This window comes from Kribbella catacumbae DSM 19601 (assembly GCF_000372465.1).
GTDB classification, from domain to species: Bacteria; Actinomycetota; Actinomycetes; order Propionibacteriales; family Kribbellaceae; genus Kribbella; species Kribbella catacumbae.
In genome coordinates this window covers 51,526-69,125 of sequence record NZ_AQUZ01000011.1, presented here as the reverse complement: position 1 = coordinate 69,125, position 17,600 = coordinate 51,526, and the positions used below count along the sequence as shown (strand labels likewise).

General features: G+C 67.3%; 15 protein-coding genes and 2 riboswitches. Of the genes, 11 read left to right on the top strand and 4 right to left on the bottom strand.

Annotation, left to right across the window (positions count from 1 at the left end):
* Positions 1-244 precede the first annotated feature (244 nt).
* Positions 245-1,489: a DUF6986 family protein gene (locus tag A3ES_RS0113950; RefSeq protein ID WP_020387443.1), complete on the bottom strand. Its 1,245-nt coding sequence runs from the start codon at positions 1,487-1,489 to the stop codon at positions 245-247.
* Between the two features lie 139 nt (positions 1,490-1,628).
* Between A3ES_RS0113950 and A3ES_RS0113945 the strand changes: the two genes are divergently transcribed.
* Together A3ES_RS0113945 and A3ES_RS0113940 are read left to right on the top strand one after the other, a co-directional pair.
* Positions 1,629-2,393 (top strand): IclR family transcriptional regulator, encoded by a 765-nt coding sequence (locus tag A3ES_RS0113945; protein ID WP_020387442.1) that lies wholly within the window; start codon positions 1,629-1,631, stop codon positions 2,391-2,393.
* A 118-nt stretch (positions 2,394-2,511) separates the two neighbouring features.
* Positions 2,512-3,696 (top strand): zinc metalloprotease, encoded by a 1,185-nt coding sequence (locus tag A3ES_RS0113940; protein ID WP_020387441.1) that lies wholly within the window; start codon positions 2,512-2,514, stop codon positions 3,694-3,696.
* A 213-nt stretch (positions 3,697-3,909) separates the two neighbouring features.
* Here A3ES_RS0113940 and A3ES_RS0113935 read toward each other — a convergent pair whose 3' ends face one another.
* Both A3ES_RS0113935 and A3ES_RS47150 read right to left on the bottom strand, forming a co-directional pair.
* A complete protein-coding gene (locus A3ES_RS0113935) occupies positions 3,910-4,698 on the bottom strand; it encodes a hypothetical protein (RefSeq protein WP_020387440.1) in 789 nt (262 codons plus the stop codon).
* Positions 4,695-5,162, bottom strand: coding sequence for a SigE family RNA polymerase sigma factor (locus tag A3ES_RS47150; RefSeq protein ID WP_020387439.1), 468 nt, complete (start codon positions 5,160-5,162; stop codon positions 4,695-4,697). Before A3ES_RS47150 ends, A3ES_RS0113935 begins: the two co-directional genes overlap by 4 nt.
* Before the next feature lie 178 nt (positions 5,163-5,340).
* A riboswitch (glycine riboswitch) is annotated at positions 5,341-5,435 on the top strand.
* A 1-nt stretch (position 5,436) separates the two neighbouring features.
* A riboswitch (glycine riboswitch) is annotated at positions 5,437-5,532 on the top strand.
* A 53-nt stretch (positions 5,533-5,585) separates the two neighbouring features.
* Between A3ES_RS47150 and gcvT the strand changes: the two genes are divergently transcribed.
* From gcvT to A3ES_RS47145, 5 genes are all read left to right on the top strand, one after another.
* Positions 5,586-6,704: a glycine cleavage system aminomethyltransferase GcvT gene (gene gcvT, locus A3ES_RS0113925; protein ID WP_020387438.1), complete on the top strand. Its 1,119-nt coding sequence runs from the start codon at positions 5,586-5,588 to the stop codon at positions 6,702-6,704.
* A 17-nt stretch (positions 6,705-6,721) separates the two neighbouring features.
* Positions 6,722-7,096, top strand: coding sequence for a glycine cleavage system protein GcvH (gene gcvH, locus A3ES_RS0113920; RefSeq protein WP_020387437.1), 375 nt, complete (start codon positions 6,722-6,724; stop codon positions 7,094-7,096).
* A gap of 1 nt (position 7,097) precedes the next feature.
* The gene (gene glyA, locus A3ES_RS0113915; protein ID WP_020387436.1) at positions 7,098-8,369 is read left to right on the top strand and encodes a serine hydroxymethyltransferase; all 1,272 of its coding nucleotides are present in this window, start codon (positions 7,098-7,100) and stop codon (positions 8,367-8,369) included.
* Positions 8,370-8,511: 142 nt separating this feature from the next.
* Positions 8,512-10,347 carry a DUF222 domain-containing protein gene (locus tag A3ES_RS0113910; protein WP_020387435.1) on the top strand — a complete coding sequence of 612 codons (1,836 nt, stop codon included), beginning with the start codon at positions 8,512-8,514 and terminating at the stop codon, positions 10,345-10,347.
* A 142-nt stretch (positions 10,348-10,489) separates the two neighbouring features.
* Positions 10,490-11,293 (top strand): phosphotransferase enzyme family protein, encoded by an 804-nt coding sequence (locus A3ES_RS47145; RefSeq protein WP_020387434.1) that lies wholly within the window; start codon positions 10,490-10,492, stop codon positions 11,291-11,293.
* On the opposite strand, the gene A3ES_RS0113900 is transcribed toward A3ES_RS47145, so the two are convergent.
* The gene (locus A3ES_RS0113900; protein WP_020387433.1) at positions 11,290-12,462 is read right to left on the bottom strand and encodes an acyltransferase family protein; all 1,173 of its coding nucleotides are present in this window, start codon (positions 12,460-12,462) and stop codon (positions 11,290-11,292) included. The two genes, A3ES_RS47145 and A3ES_RS0113900, sit on opposite strands and share 4 nt — an antisense overlap.
* A 126-nt stretch (positions 12,463-12,588) precedes the next feature.
* Between A3ES_RS0113900 and A3ES_RS0113895 the strand changes: the two genes are divergently transcribed.
* Genes A3ES_RS0113895 through A3ES_RS0113880 form a run of 4 tightly spaced genes read left to right on the top strand, consistent with a single transcriptional unit; the run spans position 12,589 to position 17,596 of the window.
* A complete protein-coding gene (locus A3ES_RS0113895; protein ID WP_020387432.1) occupies positions 12,589-13,908 on the top strand; it encodes a SidA/IucD/PvdA family monooxygenase in 1,320 nt (439 codons plus the stop codon).
* Positions 13,909-13,944: 36 nt separating this feature from the next.
* On the top strand, positions 13,945-15,471 hold the full coding sequence (locus tag A3ES_RS0113890) for a hypothetical protein (RefSeq protein WP_020387431.1): 1,527 nt from the start codon (positions 13,945-13,947) through the stop codon (positions 15,469-15,471).
* Between the two features lie 2 nt (positions 15,472-15,473).
* Positions 15,474-15,941 carry a cupin domain-containing protein gene (locus A3ES_RS47140; protein ID WP_020387430.1) on the top strand — a complete coding sequence of 156 codons (468 nt, stop codon included), beginning with the start codon at positions 15,474-15,476 and terminating at the stop codon, positions 15,939-15,941.
* The gene (locus A3ES_RS0113880) at positions 15,938-17,596 is read left to right on the top strand and encodes a class I tRNA ligase family protein (RefSeq protein ID WP_020387429.1); all 1,659 of its coding nucleotides are present in this window, start codon (positions 15,938-15,940) and stop codon (positions 17,594-17,596) included. The genes A3ES_RS47140 and A3ES_RS0113880 overlap by 4 nt, the downstream gene beginning before the upstream one ends.
* The last annotated feature ends 4 nt before the right edge of the window (positions 17,597-17,600 follow it).

Below are 17,600 nucleotides of genomic sequence, written 5' to 3'. Positions count from 1 at the left end.
CGTCTTGCCGAGCCTGTTGGGAAATGGGTCTGGGGTTCGCGTTGTGTCCCGACCGACAGGAAGTAGTGCCGGTTCTGCGGCCGGCCGCGGCCTGCGTGAGCGTGGCGCGCGGCCGAACGGTCGACTACTTCCTGTCGGTCGGTACACAATCGGCCGCTGCCGAGCCAATTCGCAACAGGCACTGTAGGGGGCTATTGGTTGGATAGGGCGCTGTCGGGCAGACCGGAGCGGCGGCTCTCCGGAGCTAGGGCCTGAGGGGGCGGCGGGCCAGGGTTGCCAGCGTTGGGGTGTCTACGCCTAGCAGGTGGTCTAGTTCTGCGGTGTCGATGGCGCCGCATTCGGTGCCGCGTAGGACGTAGGTGGCTAGTGCGGCGGCGGTGGCGGGTTCGTCGAGGTAGCCGGAGTTGCCTCCTTCGACGTACGCGCGTAGGCGGGCAGCCGCTGTCTTCAGGCCCTCGCGGTAGAAGAGGTACGTCGCGACGTAGCGGGTTGGCAGTTGCGCCGGGTGCATGTCCCAGCCCTGGTAGATGCCGCGCTCGAGCGAGCGGCGTACAAGCCGCTGGTGCAACCGCCAAGCAGCGTGCACCTGCTCCCGATCGCCTACCGGCAAGACGTTGGTCGACCCGTCGCAGACGAACACCCCCGTGCCCGCCGCCGCCAACTGCATCACGTTCTTGGCGTGGTCGGCGACCGGATGCTCCATGCTCTGGTACGCCGCCGCGATCCCCAGCGAAGCCGAGTAGTCATAGGTGCCGTAGTGCAACCCCGTGACCCGTCCAGCGCCCGCTCTGATCATCCGACCCAGCGGAGCATCGCCATCCGGACCGAGAATCGCCTGCGGCGTCTCCACCTGGATCTCGAACTTCAGCGACCCCGACGGCACCGCATGAGCACGCTCCAGCGCCTCCAGCACAACAACCATCGCCTCGATCTGCTCCACCGAAGTGACCTTCGCGAGCGTGATCACGAACCCATCCGTCAACGCCCCGGCGAACTCGCCGATGAACAAGTCGAGCGTCCGCACCCCGCGCCGACGGCTCGGCGCCTCCAGCGACTTGATCCGCAGACCGTGGTACGGCGGCGCAGCACCGGCCTTGACGAGCGAGGCCAACGCCCGCGCCGCGCCAACCGCAGCGGCATCCTCCTGCTCATCAGGCCGAGTCCCGTAGCCGTCCTCGAAGTCGATGCGCAGATCCTCGATCGGCTCCCGCTCCAGCTTGGCGCGTACCCGCTCATAGACCTCGACAGCGTGCCCAGCCGGCAACTCCAGCGCCTCGGCCAGCACCTCCGCCGACCCGCCGTGCTCGCCGAGCGCGGCCCGAGCCTCCTCCGCCCACGCGGCAACCGTGCCGGCCTCGAACCGGTCAGCAGGTACATAGACGGTATGAACCGGCTGCCGCACCCCGCGATCACCCGGGTACAGCGCAGTGAGCGCCGCGTCGGCCTCAGCCAGCCGTCGATCCAGCTCAGCCAGGAGTGCATCTTCCACGTCCGCGCACCTCAATCCTCAAAGATTTCGTATTGTGGATACTAATATCTGCACTGCGGAAGTAGCAAGGTGCAGACTTTCCGGCAGCTGGCGCTAAACTTCCGGGATCCGGAAGACTCCAGGAGGGTGGGACCGCGAAGTGACAGAAGAGACGGGCACCAAGAGCCGTTCCGGGAGCGTGCAGTCCATCGAGCGCGCTTTCGGCCTACTCGAGATGATGGCCGATGCCGGCGGCATGATGGGCCTCTCTCAGCTGGCCACCGCCTCCGGGCTCCCGCTGCCGACGATCCACCGCCTCGTCCGCACGCTGGTCGACCTCGGGTACGTTCGCCAGGAGCCGTCCCGGCAATACGTCCTCGGCCCGAAGCTGATCCGCCTCGGCGAGACGTCCTCGCACATGCTCAGCGTCTGGGCCCGCCCGCACCTGGCCCGCCTGGTCGACGAGTTCGGCGAATCGGCCAACATGGCGATGCTCGACGGCGACCAGATCGTGTACCTCGCGCAGGTCCAGTCGCGGCACTCGATGCGCATGTTCACCGAGGTCGGCCGGCGGGTGCTCCCCCACTGCACCGCCGTCGGCAAGGCGATCCTCTCCCAGCTGCCCGAGACCGAAGTACGCGAACTCCTCCAACGCACCGGCATGCCCAAGCACACCGAGACGACCATCACCACCGTGGAAGAGTTCACAACCCAACTCCACAAGGCCCAAAAGCTCGGCTACGCCACCGACGAAGGCGAGCAGGAGCTGGGAGTCCGCTGCGTCGCAGTACCGGTACCGGATGTCCCGTCCCGCCTGGCGATGTCGATCTCAGGCCCCGCCGGCCGGATGACCGAGGACCTCCTCCAGCACGCGGTCCCCCTCCTCACCCAAGCAGCCCAGTCCCTGTCCGACGACCTGCGCTGACCGGGTCCCAGATACATCAAGGATGCAGGAATCCCCTAGCATCCATGATCGGTCATTGCCTTCGGTATGGGGCCCGCTGCATTGTGTGCAGACGTCCCGCCCCCGCTGAGGAGAAGCGATGAGATTCCGCCCCCGCCCCGTAGTACTGGCCACGTTGTCCTCGCTTGTATTGACCGCTGCAGCAGCCGGTGGCGCTGTTGCGGCGGTTGCGCCCGACGAGCGAGCGGCCGCTCCGGTCGCCGCCCCGGCAGCCGCTCTGGCCACCGACACGGATGGTGACTCGCTGCCTGATGCCTGGGAGACCAACGGTTATGACGCCGACGGTGACGGCGACATCGACGTCAACCTGCCCGCGTACGGCGCGACGCCGAACAAGAAGGACCTGTTCGTCGAGATGGACTACATGAGCGGCCGGCTGGCGACGACGGCCGCGTTCGACCGGATCGTGCAGGTGTTCGCGTCCGCACCCGTCAGCAACCCGGACGGCACTACCGGGATCCGGCTGCACCTCGACGGCGGGCCGGCCGCCGGTGCGGCGCACAACCTCGGCGGCGGCAACCAGGTGCCGTACGACAGCAACCTGCAGCCCGCCGAACAGCAGACCGACGCGATCAAGAGCACCCACTTCGCCTCGGCCCGCAAGGCCGTCTTCCACTACATGCTCTGGGCCGACGACTACAACAACACCTGCAGCAGTGGCAACGCCTTCGCGATCCCGAACGACACCTTCATCGTCACGATGGGCCCGAAGTGCAACTGGACCGTCACCGAGAACAGGAACGTGGGCACCTTCATCCACGAACTCGGTCACGACCTCGGCCTCACCCACGGTGGCGCCGACCACGTCAACTACAAGCCCAACTACCTCAGCGTGATGAACTACTTCTTCCAGTTCGACGGCGTACCGCGGACCAGCGGCAGCAGCTGGTTCAGCTACTCGAGCTTCACGCCGCCCGCGCTGAACGAAGCGAGCCTGCGCGAGTCCGTGGGCCTGAACACCAGCACGGCCTCGACCTGGAAGACGAAGTGGAAGTGCCCGAACGGTACGACGCGGACCTCCGGCGCGGCCAACGGCGGCATCGACTGGAACTGTGACGGCGACACCGTGGACACCACGTCCGCGGACGTCAACGACGACAACCTGACCCGGACACTGACCGCGCAGAACAACTGGGCCTCGATCCGCTTCGGCGGTGGAGACGTCGGCGGCGGCAGCCAACAGGCCAAGACCGCGACCGCAGCCGAGGACCTGCGCGAAATGACCCAGCAGGAGTACAACAAGCTGAGGAAGACCACCCGCTGACCCAGCCAGCTGGCCCCGACCGCGTCTGGTCGGGGCCAACTGGGGCGTCGCCTACCGGATGCCGTACGCGTGGATGATGGTCTGATCCGTGGTGGTGCCGTCGGCTCCCGACACGGTGGCGCGCAGCGAGATGTACTTCGCCCCTGGCGGCGTCCGGAACGCCGCCCGACAGGCACCGTCACCAGTGCGTACCCAAGCTCGCCGGTAGCCAGGTCACCGGCCGATCACCTTACCGGCCGTATTCAGTGGATCTACGGCGGTGACCTTGAGGTTGCGCTTGGGGATCACGAGTGCGAAGAACCGCAGGGTGTCGGTGGCCGGGGTGGCGACGGCGGGAGCGGTGTAGGTCTTGCCGCCGGCCGTCACCCGTACTGCGCGGGCGTCGATCGGGGCCGAGCCCATGACCAAGGTGGCGTCGATCTTGGGGCTGTCCTTCTCTTTGGCATAGCCCTGGACCACCCAGTACTTGCCGTTGGACGGTGGGTCGAAGCAGATCAGCGGGCGGCCGAAGCTGTTGGCCGGACCCTCGTCGGTGACTAGGCAGCCTTCCCTGGAGTAGACCAGCACCGCCCAGCTCTCGGTCGAGATTGTTCCCTTGGCGACGTAGTACGCCTTGGGGTTGTATCCGTTGGCGTCCGGCATCTTGGTGAAGACCTCCGCCGACCAGGGCGCCGGCAGGACTCGATGGTGGTCACCCGCGGCAGGTGCGGTCTTCGTCGGGACGCGTGGGCTCTCTGGTACGCGCGGGCTCTCGGGCGCGGCCGAGGTGGTCGGGGCTCCGAAGCCCGCGACGCCCGGCTCTTCGTGGCTCGATCGCAATGAGCCAAGGGCCGGAATGCTGATCACGGCTGCGGCAGTCGCCGCGGCGCACAGAGCCACGGCAGTGCCCTGACGCCGGCGACGGCGCCGCGCGATCGACCGCCGTACCGGAATCGCCGGATCAGGCGGCTCGGGCCGGGCGTCGGTCAGTACTGCGAATTTGTCCTTCAACTGGTCGGTCATGCGATCTCTCTTCCGGCCACGGAGGCCAGCCGCTCGGGGGTGGCGAAGTCGATGTCCTGCCGAAGAGCGTCGAGTCCCCGCCGGACGTGCTGCTTGACGCTGCCGACCGAGCAGCCGAGCAACTCGGCGACGGTCCGTTCGGGCAGGTCCTCGAAGTACCGCAGGTAGACGGCGGCTCGTTGCCGTGGGCTCAACCGGGCCATCGCCTGACGAAGCGCGATCCGGTCGTCCACCTGGCCGGTCGCCGGATCGACGGCGCTGTCGGGCGGCCGGTCCGTCGGCCGCTCCGCGGACCATCGGCGCCGGGCACCGGACAGGAACACCGTCGTAACGATCCTGCGCAGGTATCCCTCCGGACTCTCGCCACGAACCTTGCGCCACTGGAACCAGAGCTTGGTGAACGCCTCCTGCGCCAGGTCCTCGGCCTTCTGGTGATCCAGGGTGAGCGCGCCGTGGCCGTCCATCGAGCCCTGACGAAGGCGTCGAAATCGTCGCCCACGGGGTCTACAACTCTCATCGGCATCCCTTCCTCACCCCTAGAACGCCTCAGCCAGCCTCGCAGGGTGACAGCTCACCGGTCCGGATTGACCCCATGCCGCGGTTCGACCTAGAGTCGGCGGCCCAAGTGAATATCGCGCCGCTCGAATCGGGGCGGGAGAGCTCTCGCCCACCATGGCGAGACGCCGAAGGAGCAACTCTCCCCAGAATCTCTCAGGCCCATTTACCGTCCCGGTGAGGCGAACTCTGGAAAGTCAGGACCCTGGTCCTGCGCCCACGGTGCAAGCCGCCCATCAGGCGGTGAAGCTCTCAGGTACCGATGACAGAGCGGGGAGGTCACCCAGCCGTGGCACCGCTTTGCGGTGCTTGATCCAGGGAGCCTCCCACTCATGACGACGTCGCGCGATCCGTCCCAGCACACTCCGCTGTACGCCGAACACCAACTCCTCGGCGCCTCCTTCACCGACTTCGCCGGCTGGTCCATGCCGGTGCGCTACTCGTCCGACATCGCCGAACACACCGCCGTCCGCACGGCTGCTGGCCTGTTCGACCTGTCGCACATGGGCGAGCTCGAGCTGACCGGTCCGCAGGCCGGGCTCGCGCTCGACCACAGCCTGGTCGGTCACCCGTCGAAGATCGGGGTCGGCCGGGCGCGGTACTCCATGCTGTGCGACCCCAACGGCGGCATCCTCGACGACCTGGTCGTTTACCGGCTCGCCGAGGAACGGTTCCTGGTCGTCGCCAACGCGAGCAACGTGGACGTCGTACTCGAAGCTCTTCAGCAGCGCATGACCGGCTACGACACCCGGCTGCGCGATGCCTCTCGTGACTGGGCCTTGATTGCAGTGCAGGGTCCTGCCGCGGCGGCCATCGTGTCGGAGCTGACCGACGCAGATATCGCTGAACTCAAGTACTACGCGATCGCCGAGGCCACCCTCGCCGGGAGCGACGTGCTGCTCGCCCGCACCGGATACACCGGCGAGGACGGTTTCGAGGTCTACAGCCGTCCCGAGGACGCGGAGCACCTCTGGACCGAACTGCTCCGCGTCGGCGAGCCGCACGGCCTGGTACCGGCCGGGCTGGCGTGTCGCGACACGCTGCGACTGGAGGCGGGCATGCCGCTGTACGGCCACGAACTCAGTCGTGACGTGACGCCGTTCGAAGCCGGCCTGGGCCGAGTTGTTGCTTTCGGCAAGGAAACCGCCTTCGTCGGCGACCAAGCACTCGCCGTACGCCGAGACGAAGGCCCCCGGCGCCTGCTGGTCGGACTGGTGTCGTCCGGCCGCCGCTCACCCCGCAGCGGCTACTCGGTCCTGGATCCCAAGACCGGCGCGGCAATCGGAAGCGTGACCAGTGGCGCGCCCTCACCGACGCTTGGCCATCCCATCGCGATGGCCTACGTCAACGTCGGTTTCGAGCAGCCGGGGACGCGACTGCAAGTCGACATCCGCGGCACCCATGACGACGTCGAGGTCGTCACTCCCCCGTTCTACCGCCGCGCCCAATGACCACATCAGGAGCTTCCATGTCCGTGCCTGCCCACCTCAAGTACACCGCCGAGCACGAGTGGCTCGACTTCGACGGCGACATCGCCACCGTCGGCATCACCGCGTTCGCCGCCGATGCGCTCGGGGACGTCGTGTACGTCGACCTGCCCGCGACCGGCACCGTCGTCACCGCCGGCGAGTCCTGCGGTGAGATCGAATCGACCAAGTCCGTCAGCGACCTGTTCGCCCCGGTCGACGGCGAGGTCGTCGAGATCAACGACGCGGTCGCGGCCGAGCCCGGCGTACTGAACACCGACCCCTTCCAGTCCGGCTGGCTGTTCCGGCTGAAGGTCACCGGACCGGGCGAACTGCTGGACGCCACGGCGTACGAGTCCCTGATCGGAGGCGAGTGAGATGAACACCCACGACCAGTCGCTGGCTGGCTTCGATCCGGAGATCCACGCCGCCATCCGCGCCGAACTCGGACGCCAGCAGGACACCCTCGAACTGATCGCGAGTGAGAACTTCGCACCCGTCGCGGTGATGGAGGCGCAGGGCTCCGTCCTGACCAACAAGTACGCCGAGGGCTACCCCGGCCGCCGGTACTACGGTGGCTGCGAGCACATCGACGTCGTCGAGCGACTCGCCATCGACCGGGTCAAGCAACTGTTCGGCGCCGGGTTCGCGAACGTCCAGCCGCATTCGGGCGCGCAGGCCAACGCGGCCGCCATGTCCGCCCTGCTCGAGCCCGGCGACACGATCCTGGGCCTCGACCTCGCTCATGGCGGACATCTCACCCATGGCATGCGACTCAACTTCAGCGGCAAGCTGTACGACGTCGTCGCGTACCACGTGCGCGATACCGACTTCGCCGTCGACATGGCCGAGGTCGAACGGCTCGCACTCGAGCACCGCCCGAAGCTGATCATCGCCGGCTGGTCGGCGTACCCGCTGCACCTGGACTTCGCGGAGTTCCGCCGGATCGCCGACCTCGTCGACGCCTACCTGATGGTCGACATGGCGCACTTCGCCGGACTCGTCGCGGCAGGTCTGCACCCGAACCCGGTCCCGCATGCGGACGTGGTCACCACGACCACGCACAAGACTCTCGGCGGCCCGCGCGGTGGAGTCATCCTGACCAACCGCGCGGAGCTGGCCAAGAAGTTCAACTCGGCGGTCTTTCCTGGTCAGCAAGGTGGCCCGCTGGAGCACGTGATCGCCGCCAAGGCGGTGGCGTTCAAGCTGGCCGCGACGGAGGAGTTCCGCGACCGCCAGCGCCGTACTCTCGAAGGCGCTCGCACACTGGCCGAACGGCTCCTGGCCGACGATGTCCAGGCCGCCGGAATCTCCGTACTGACCGGAGGTACCCAGGTACACCTCGTCCTGGTCGATCTGCGGAACTCCGACCTCGACGGCCAACAGGCCGAGGACCGGCTACACACAGTCGGCCTCACCGTAAACCGCAACGCCGTCCCCTTCGACCCCCGCCCACCAATGATCTCCTCAGGCCTCCGCATCGGCACCCCAGCCCTGGCCACCCGCGGCTTCGGCCAACCCGAGTTCACCGAGGTCGCCGACATCATCGCCACCACACTCACCCACCCCCCAACCGAAGCTCTCACCACCGACCTACGCACCCGCGTCACCACCCTGACCTCAAAGTTCCCGCTCTACCCGAACCTCTGACAACCCTCCTCACAGAGCGTCAACGCCGCGCGGATGGAATCCTCGCCCGCTCGCCCGGCGTTGTCGAACTGCCTTGTAAGTAAGGAACTTCAGGGTTGTCTCCGATTTGCATGGACCGCTAACAGAGCGTAGTATCGAACACATGTTCGCATCTGATCTCGACGACTACACGGCCCGGGAGACCCTCTCCTCGACCGGCGAACTGCACGCCCAGCGCAACAGGATCGACGTCGAAATCCTCCGCCACGCCCAGCACTTCGCCGACCTCCACCCCGGCACAGCCACCGTGTCCGACCACGAACTGGTCCCCGGCGGCGAGCAAAGCAGGGTGTACGGCGGTTCCGGCTGCCCCAGCGTCGCTGAATTCGCCGTCGCCGAGTTCGGCGTGATGATCGGCCGCTCCACCGCCTCAGCCGCCCGCTACATGGGCCAGGCCCTCGCCCTTCGCCATCGGCTCCCCAGGATCTGGGCACAAGTCGAGTCAGGGCACGCCACCGCCTGGAAGGCGTGCAACATCGCCTCAGCCTGCATGGACCTGTCCGAGGAGGCTGCTGGCATCGTCGACCGGCGCGTCGCAAACATCGTCGACACCCTCTCCCCGCTACGCCTCCACAACATCGTCAAGGCCGCCCTGTGGGAAGCCGACCCCGACGGCGCCCGCGCCATCGCAGAGGAGAAAGCACGCGAACGCGGAGTCTGGGCCGGCCGCACCGACGACCACGGCACCACCGTCCTGTTCGTCAAAGCCCCCACCGGCGACGTCATCCGCTTCCAAGCCACCCTCGACCAAATCGCCGACGCCCTGGCCGCCCTCGGAGACACCTCCCCCATCAACCAACGCCGAGCCCGCGCCATCGGCATCATCGCCGACCCTGTCCTCACCACCGAACTCCTCCAAATAGCCCAGCACCTCACCACCCAAACCCCTACCACCCAGCCGCCCAACCCGGCACCTGACACGGCGTCCGACGACGAGCCAGCCGCGCAGCCCACCCGACCCACTGCGGCACCCAGCCCTCAACCTCCTGCGGCGCCGCCCGCGACCCCCGGCAGCGAGCCAGCCACCGAGCCCGACCCAGCTCCTGACGTCACGCCGGACCTGGCGCCGGACTGGGCGTCTCCCGCCCCGGTTGCTCCTGCACGGCATGAGAGCGAGCCGGACACCCCGGCAACACGTTGGCCGTGGGACGAAGTGACTGAGGCCGACGAGCACACCGGGCCCGGCCAGCTTCACCCCTGCCCGCAAGACACCTCACACGGACCATCCGACCACTCCGAACAGCCCGACCTGCTCGAACAGTCCGGCCAGTCCGGCCAGTCCGTTGAGTCTGATCCGCTCCAGCACCCTGACGCACGTGACACATCTAGGCCGACCTGCAGGCCGAGTCACACGAGCGACTCCCCGGCCGACCGGCCCGATCTCGACAGCGCAGCGTTGCGGGAACTGCTCGGCAAACTCGCTGACCTCAAGCAGGACTCAAAGCGCCAGAGCAGTGGCACGATGCTCTACCTCCACATCACCGACGAAACCTTGCTCGCAGGCGAAGGCGTCGCACGGATCGACGGATGCGGCCCGGCGCTGGTCACTCGATTGGAGGAACTCCTTGGCCACAACCACATCACCATCCGCCCGGTCATCGACCTCAAAGACAACCCGAGCGTCGACGCCTACGAAATCCCCCAACGCATCCGCGAACGCGTCAAACTCCGCCACCCCATCGAACAGTTCCCCTACGGCACCGGCGACAGCAGCCGCGCCGCCGACCTCGACCACATCGAACCATTCCGGCCAAACGGCCCACCAGGCCAAACTAGCGTCAGTAACCTCATCCCGCTCCGGCGCTTTAGCCACCGGGTGAAAACGCATGGCCGCTGGAAGGTCCGCCGCCTAGACGAGGACACCCTCGAATGGACCACCCGCTACGGCTTCAAATTCATCGTCGACCACCAAGGAACCCGCCCAGCCGACCGGCCATGAACGGAATCCGCGTAGCCAGCGGTCACCTCCAACTCCTCCGTCCCTGGCTTGGGAGACGAACCGCTTCCCCTGCTGCGTGTTCGCCAGCTGCGCCAGATAAACCAGCTGAATTTCGCCCAGCCCTGCGGCTAGGGTCGCTGGTATGAGGGTCGAACCTGCCGAGATCCCGTGCGACCTGGTGACCAGAATCCTCAGTGAGCATTGGGGTTTCCGAGCTACCAAGGTGGCCTACGCACCCATCGGATTCGGCAGTCACCACTGGATCGCCTCCGAAGCCGGCAGTGCGCGCTGGTTCGTCACGGCGGATCGGCTCGATCCGTGGGGCAGCGGGCTCGGCTCGACCGCCGAGCAAGTGAAAGGTGCCATCGAGGCGGCCGCGCACACGGCGAAGGAGCTAGCCGAGGGCTGCTACGAGTTCGTCGTGGCGCCGTTGCCTGATCGCACCGGCCGGCTCGTCAGCGAGGTGCTACCGGGTTGGACCCTGGTGGTTCTGCCTTATCTGCAGGGGTGGAGCACTCCAGACGGCGCGTGGGACAACCCGGCTGAGCGGGCAGAGATCGCCGGGATCCTCGGTCGGCTGCACACGGCGACACCGCCAGAAGCCTTGCAGCGCTGGGACTTCGCCGTACCAGGCCGGGATGCGCTGCTGGCCGCTCTCGCCGACCTCGACCAGCCTTGGTCCTCCGGGCCATATTCCGAGGCCACCCGGCTGCGGCTGGCCGGTGCGCTCGATCACCTCCGCGCCAGGCTCGCGCACTACGATGCGCTGGTCCGCGAGATCGAGGCGTCGGACGATCCCTGGGTGGTGACTCACGGTGAGCCGAACAGCGCCAACGTCCTCCGCACCACCGACGGCCGGATGCGCCTGATCGACTGGGACTCTGTGCTGCTCGCGCCGCGCGAACGCGACCTGGCCGCGGTCCTCGGCGGGCCGACGCCCGGCTAGCCCGTTGTGGTTCGGGGGGACGTCGCCGCTGGCTGGCGTTTGACGCCGACGAGGACTGAAACCCCTGGCAGGATCGACAGCAGCCAGGCCAGGGTTGTGGAGAGTAGGAAGGCGGCTGGCATCAGTACGGCGTACTTTGTCGCGATGCTCGTGTTCCAGTCGACCACGTAGTAGGCGAGTGCCAGGATCACCGGTTGGTGGATCAGGAAGAAGGGCATCGCCGCTCGGGCGAGTGGTGTTGGCAGTGGTCGTTGGAACGCGGGTAGCCGCATGCCGAACGCCAGTACGGCGACCAGCCAGCCCCAGACGGCGAAGGTGATCAGCGTGGAGTACCAGACGTACGGCCACGAGTAGGTCGGGTCCTCCCACCACGCCTCGAGGAAGTCGATGATGCCGGTGGCGACGCCGATCACGAATGCACCGAGGCCCAGCGCCAGGCCGGGCACGGCGTCACGGCGTACGGCCGCGATCAGTCGATCGTCTGACAGGACGAGAAAACCGACCACGAAGAAGTCGAAGAAGAAGATGAACTCGCCCCAGCCGTGGTCGGGACCAGGTGCGCCGTAGAGCAGCAGGTGCACCGGCACGAGCGGCACCGCGAGCAGCAGGATCCTCCCGCGCCGCTTACAACGCACTGCGATCCAGTCGACCAGACGTCTGCCCTGCGAACCGCGCAACCACAGGAAGATCGGCAGGCCGAGCAGAGCGAACTGCAACAGGTAGACGAGGAACCACAGGTGATAGGTGTCGCGCAGCCACAACGGCGCATCACCACTCAAGTCGCTGAAGAACGTCTTCACGTCACCCAGGAACGAGTCGTCGGAGCGGCCCTTGTGGTGCTCCTCGATGAAGTACTGCGGCGGCGACAGCACCACGTACGCGACGACTAGCGGGACGAGCAACCGGAGCAGTCGCTCCCGCAGGAAGCCCGTCGCAGTGCGCCACCGCAAGGCCAGCCAGGCACCCGCGCCGGACAGCATGAAGAAGAACGCCAACCCCCACAACCCGAGGAACGCGATGGCGGTCGAGATCCCCTCACTGGTGTCGGCGTTCTTGACGTGCCAGTCGGCATCATCGAACGGCCGCAAGGTGTGAAACAAGAACACCCCGGCCACAGCCAGCACCCGCAGCCAGTCCAGAAACCACAGCCGCCCCTCTTTCAGAACCATCCCGCAAGGATCGGGCCTACCACCCCACCTGTGCCACCCCTGGCCAGGTGAAGACATGTATCACCGGCGCCCGGCCGGCTGCTCTCGAAGGGGAGGCAACGGCTACCAGAGGCGAAGGCGGCACAGATGTCCGAGCAGACGTTCACGTCCGACGTAGAGGTCGAACTCCTGGCGATCGGCGCCGGCCCGTCCAATCTCGGGCTCGCGGTCGCCCTCGAGGAGCTGGCGCCGGACCTCGCGGAGAACACTCTGCTGATCGACCGGAACCCGACGATCGAGTGGCAGCAGGGCATGCTGATGCCGTGGGCCACCAGCCAGGTGTCGTTCCTCAAGGACCTGGTCACCCAGCGGGATCCGCGCAGCAAGTTCTCGTTCCTGAACCACCTGTTCGAGACCGGCCGGCTGGACGAGTTCGTCAACATGAGCACCTTCACGCCGTACCGGGTCGAGTTCGCGAAGTACCTGCGCTGGGTGGCGGACTCGCTCACCAAGGTCCGGATCGACCTCGGCCGCGAGTGCGTGGCGCTCCTGCCGAGACGAGACGAGACCGGCGCAGTGACCGGCTGGGTCACCACACTCGCCGACGGTACGACCATCACCAGCCGGTACCTCGTGTACGGCGGCAGCCGGGAACCCAATATCCCGCCAGTGCTCGCCGGCGTATCCCCGACCCGGATCGTCCACAGCACCTCGTACCGGCAGCGGGTGGCCGAGCTGTCGGGTGAGCTGCCGTACCGGGTCGCCGTGGTGGGCAGCTCGCAGAGCGCCGCGGAGATGTTCCGTGCGCTGCGCGACGACCTGCCCGACAGCGACGTCACGTGGCTGATGCGTTCCATCGGGCTGAGCTCGGACGAGTCCAGCAAGTTCACCAACGAGCTGTATTACCCGTCGTTCGTGGACGAGTTCTACCAGGCCCGGCCCGCCGCGCGCGAGCAGATCCTCCGGGAGATGTACCGGACCAACTACTCCGTCGTCACTCCCCCGATGCTCGAGCATCTGTACACCGATCTGTACCTCGACCGGTTCAACGACCGCAACGACCGGCGGCTGGTCACGATGGTCGACATCACCGCCGCCCGCGAAACCGACGAAGAGGTGGTGCTGGAGCTCACCGACCGGCGGACCGGCGCGGTCACCGAGCTGCACCGCGACGTGGTGTTCCTGGGTACCGGCTTCGACACCCGGATGCCGCGGCTGGTCCGCGAGCTGGCCGGCAATCTCGAGCTGGATCGCATCGACGTCTCCCGCCAGTACCGGCTGGAGCTCGACAGTTCGAGTACGGCGGCCTGCTACCTGCAGGGCGTCAACGAGCAGACGCACGGCATCTCCGATTCCTTGCTCAGCGTGCTGGCCCAGCGGGCTGAGGAGATCTGCCGCGACATCATCGCCCACCGCGATGGGATCCCTGCCACGGCTGTATCAGCCAAGGAGTCAGCCGCGCTCTAAGGGTTGGAGAAACGCCCAGCCCTCAAGGAGAGCCGGATGACAACGCTCGAACTGGATCGGACCCCGACCGACGAGGTGGCCCGGGCCCGCGACCAGGTGTTCGAAGGTCTGCGCGCGGCCATGCCGGAAGGTGTGATGGCCGAAGCGCTGCGCTGCAGCGGCAGGCTGGAGGCAGAGTTGCCGCACCGGACGGAGCTGGAACGCAACCTCGTCATGGTGGCTTACGGCGGCGGCAAGGACAGCTCGTACACGCTGGCCTTCGTCCGCGCGATACAGCTCATCCTGTACCGGGTGCACGGCCGCACCTTCCAGATGCGGGTCGCGACCAACCGGCATGCGGGCATGCCGCGCGCCGTGATGGAGAACATCGATCGCGAGTACCGCGCACTGTGGCTTGCCGACGACCCGGACTGCGAACTGCTCCTGGTGGACGGCGACGAGGTGAGCCCGTTCGACGTCGACCTGCCGCAGTTCGACCACGTGGTCCGGCGCAACCGGCTCGACATCCTGATGACCGGCCACCGCACCTTCGCCGACGGCCGGCCGACGTTCTGCAACTCCTGCAACCTCAGCGTGTTCAACGCGTTCGGGGTCGCTGCCTCCTTCGGCGACGGTGCCGACGTGATCATCACCGGCGACTCGCCACAGGAGCAGCGTCAGTACACCTTCTGGGTCGGCCGGCTGGCCCGCCGGCTCGGTACGGCGATGCCCGCCAAACCGCGCGACGGCCAGAGCGGGTTCGGCCGGATACTCGGCCAGCTCGACGGCATCTCCCAGTCGTACTTCGCCGACATCCACGGCGCGGGCGCGGCCGACGCGATCGCCGAGCGCCGGGTCAGCACCGACGTACCGGAGCGGCTGCGGTTCTTCTCGATCTACGACGAGACCGACTACGCGGCCGGCGATCACTTCGAGCTGCTGACCGGATTCCTCGGCTTCCAGTTCGACGACCTCGCCTTCAGCTTCACCGAGTCCGACTGCGCGAACCCCGCGCTGATGGCTCACCTGCGCGGGCTGAAGGCCGAGCACCTGTTCCAGCGCTCGTACGACGAGGGCCTGACCGAGTACGTCGAGTTCGCTCTCAACCTGATGCGCAGCAAGGACATCCCGGTCCACCTGATCGAGATGATGCAGGCCCGGTACGACAGCCCGGCCGCGCTGAAACGGATGCGGCTCGCCGCCCAGGAGTACGCGCTGGAGACCTTCGGGATGACCGAGGAGCACCTGGTCTGCATGACGTACTCCCCCTTCGCCGGACAGGGCGCGGGACTCGAACGGTTCCTGGACCGCGAGCACCCGGACCTGGCAGCCCGCGTCGGCGAGATCCACGCGTTGCTGGCCGGTGGAACCGGCGAGCCGGCGCTGGTCGCCGAGCTGGAGCGGATCAGCGGGCTCGAGCCGAGCCAGCTGCGAGTGCTGTACAGCCGGTCGGTGCAGACGCCCGGCCAAGGCGGTACGCCGGTGATCGACCTGATCTTGGCGGGCGACCCGCACAAGGCCGTCATCGAGACCCGGCACACCCAGGACGGTCCGAACACCTTCGAGCAGATTTCGGGACGGTAATCATGGTCGTACACATCTCCCGGCTGGATCGCGAGAACCTCGTCCACGAGTACAGCGTCGACACCCAGCGGCTGATGCCGTGGGCGGTGCTGAACGCGCCGTTCGAGGTCTCGTACGCCGTCTGCCGGGCGAACACGGTCTCCAAGCTGCACACGCACCACGAGCAGGAGATCTTCGTCGCGGTCTCCGGTGAGTGCATCGTCGAGTGCGGTGGCGAGCGGCAGCCCTTCCGGGCCGGTGACGTCTGCTACTTCACGCCCGGCCAGCTGCACCGGGTGCACAACGAGAACGACGAGGACTTCGTCTTCACCAGCATCTGGTGGGACCCGGAGATGTCCCACCGGTTCCTCGCCGAGCATGCCGGGTCGGAGACCGAGGCGCTGGCCGCCGCGGCGGCCGCGAACGCCGACGAGAACGCCGAGGCCGCCGAAGCCATCGAGACCGCCGAACGAGTAGGAGCTCGCGCATGACCCAGCTGCTGCCCACCGACGACGACCGTCCGGTCCTCGTCCTGGGGCCGAACCCGACCCCGAACGGTGGCATGCACCTCGGCCACATCGCCGGTCCGTACCTGGCCGGCGACATCTATGCGCGCTACCAGCGGGCGCGCGGCCGCAACGTCATCTTCACCACCGAGACCGACGACAGCCAGACCTACGTGGTCGCCTCGGCCGCCCGGGAAGGGATCACGTCGGAGGAGCTCTGCAAGCGCTCAACGGCCCAGATCCAGGAAGCCCTGCAGGCGATCGGCATCTCGTACGACGGTTTCGGCCCGTTCGACTCGACGTACAAGGCGACTGTGCTGCAGTACTTCAGTGCCCTGCACGCCGCCGGAGTGTTCCGGCTGAAGACGGTCCGGCTGCCCTATTTGGAGCGCACCGGCGAGTTCATGGTCGAGGGCTTGATCGAGGGCGACTGCCCGGTCTGCCTGAGCAGCAGCCGCGGTGGCCTGTGCGAGACCTGCTGCCACCCGAACAACTTCGACCAGCTGATCAACCCGCACTCCACGATCGACCCGAACGACAAGCTGACCTACCGCGAAGCCACCATCATGGTGCTGCCGCTGGAGGAGTACCGCGAGCGGCTGGCGGCGTACCACGAGTCGCTGGCCGAGCACCGGCGGCCGCACGTTCGGCAGATGATCGCCGAGCTGCTCTCCCACCCGCTGCAGGACATCCCGATCACGTTCCCGCTGAACTGGGGCGTCCAGGCGCCGTTCCCTGAGGTGCCCGGCCAGGTGCTCAACGCCTGGCTCGAACTCATCCCGGCCGGCATGTTCACCACGTCGTACGCCGCCAGCAAGCTCGGCCGGGACACCGTGCCCGGGGAGCTGTGGCGCAAGGCCGAGAACCTGCGGATCGTGCACTTCCTCGGTTTCGACAACGCCTACTACTTCTGCCTGCCGCACATCGCGATGCTGATGGCGCACGGCGACAAGTACTCCCTCCCGGAATCCATTATCAACAACGAGTTCTACGAGCTGGAGAGCTCGAAGTTCTCCACCAGCAAGCGGCACGTGCTGACACCGCAGGAGCTGCTGAAGGAGGTCCCGCGTGACGTCGCCCGGCTCTACCTGGCGCTGACGGCACCGGAGTACCAGCGGTCCACCTTCAGCCGGGCCGGTCTGGACAAGATGGCCGAAGACCGGCTGATCGGCCCGTGGAACCAGCTGGCCGGCACTCTGGCCAAGGCGATCGCCAACGCCGGCGACGACAGCGCCAAGCTGCCGGTCTCGCCGGCCGCGCGGGGCCGGGTCGTCGCCATGCTGGAGCGGTTCAACCTCTGCTACGAGATGCCGACGTTCAACCTGAACCGTTCGGCCGACACCGTGCTGGTCCAGATCGACCGGCTGCGACGGGTTGCGGCAGCACTCGACGGCACCGCCCTGGACGAGCAACCCGAAGCCTGGGGTGACCTGTTCTGCGAGGTGAAAGCACTGCTCGCGCTCGCCTCACCGATCCTGATCGACCTCACGGAAGCGGCCCGCGAAGCCGGCGTCTTCGACGGTACGCCGGACGCCGGGTTGCTCGTCGCCGGAGCGTTCGACATCACCGAGGTCACGCCCTTCGCACCGCCACTGCTGACCGCCGAGCCGACCGGCGGGGATCTCGCCGGAGGTGGGTGATCGC

Bases quoted from the DNA above. Each gene is read 5' to 3' on its own strand.
- A3ES_RS0113940 (WP_020387441.1), top strand. From the start codon at position 2,512: ATGAGATTCCGCCCCCGCCCCGTAGTACTGGCCACGTTGTCCTCGCTT.
- A3ES_RS0113935 (WP_020387440.1), bottom strand. From the start codon at position 4,698: ATGACCGACCAGTTGAAGGACAAATTCGCAGTACTGACCGACGCCCGG.
- A3ES_RS47150 (WP_020387439.1), bottom strand. From the start codon at position 5,162: ATGGACGGCCACGGCGCGCTCACCCTGGATCACCAGAAGGCCGAGGAC.
- gcvT (WP_020387438.1), top strand. From the start codon at position 5,586: ATGACGACGTCGCGCGATCCGTCCCAGCACACTCCGCTGTACGCCGAA.
- gcvH (WP_020387437.1), top strand. From the start codon at position 6,722: ATGTCCGTGCCTGCCCACCTCAAGTACACCGCCGAGCACGAGTGGCTC.
- glyA (WP_020387436.1), top strand. From the start codon at position 7,098: ATGAACACCCACGACCAGTCGCTGGCTGGCTTCGATCCGGAGATCCAC.
- A3ES_RS0113910 (WP_020387435.1), top strand. From the start codon at position 8,512: ATGTTCGCATCTGATCTCGACGACTACACGGCCCGGGAGACCCTCTCC.
- A3ES_RS47145 (WP_020387434.1), top strand. From the start codon at position 10,490: ATGAGGGTCGAACCTGCCGAGATCCCGTGCGACCTGGTGACCAGAATC.
- A3ES_RS0113900 (WP_020387433.1), bottom strand. From the start codon at position 12,462: ATGGTTCTGAAAGAGGGGCGGCTGTGGTTTCTGGACTGGCTGCGGGTG.
- A3ES_RS0113895 (WP_020387432.1), top strand. From the start codon at position 12,589: ATGTCCGAGCAGACGTTCACGTCCGACGTAGAGGTCGAACTCCTGGCG.
- A3ES_RS0113890 (WP_020387431.1), top strand. From the start codon at position 13,945: ATGACAACGCTCGAACTGGATCGGACCCCGACCGACGAGGTGGCCCGG.
- A3ES_RS47140 (WP_020387430.1), top strand. From the start codon at position 15,474: ATGGTCGTACACATCTCCCGGCTGGATCGCGAGAACCTCGTCCACGAG.
- A3ES_RS0113880 (WP_020387429.1), top strand. From the start codon at position 15,938: ATGACCCAGCTGCTGCCCACCGACGACGACCGTCCGGTCCTCGTCCTG.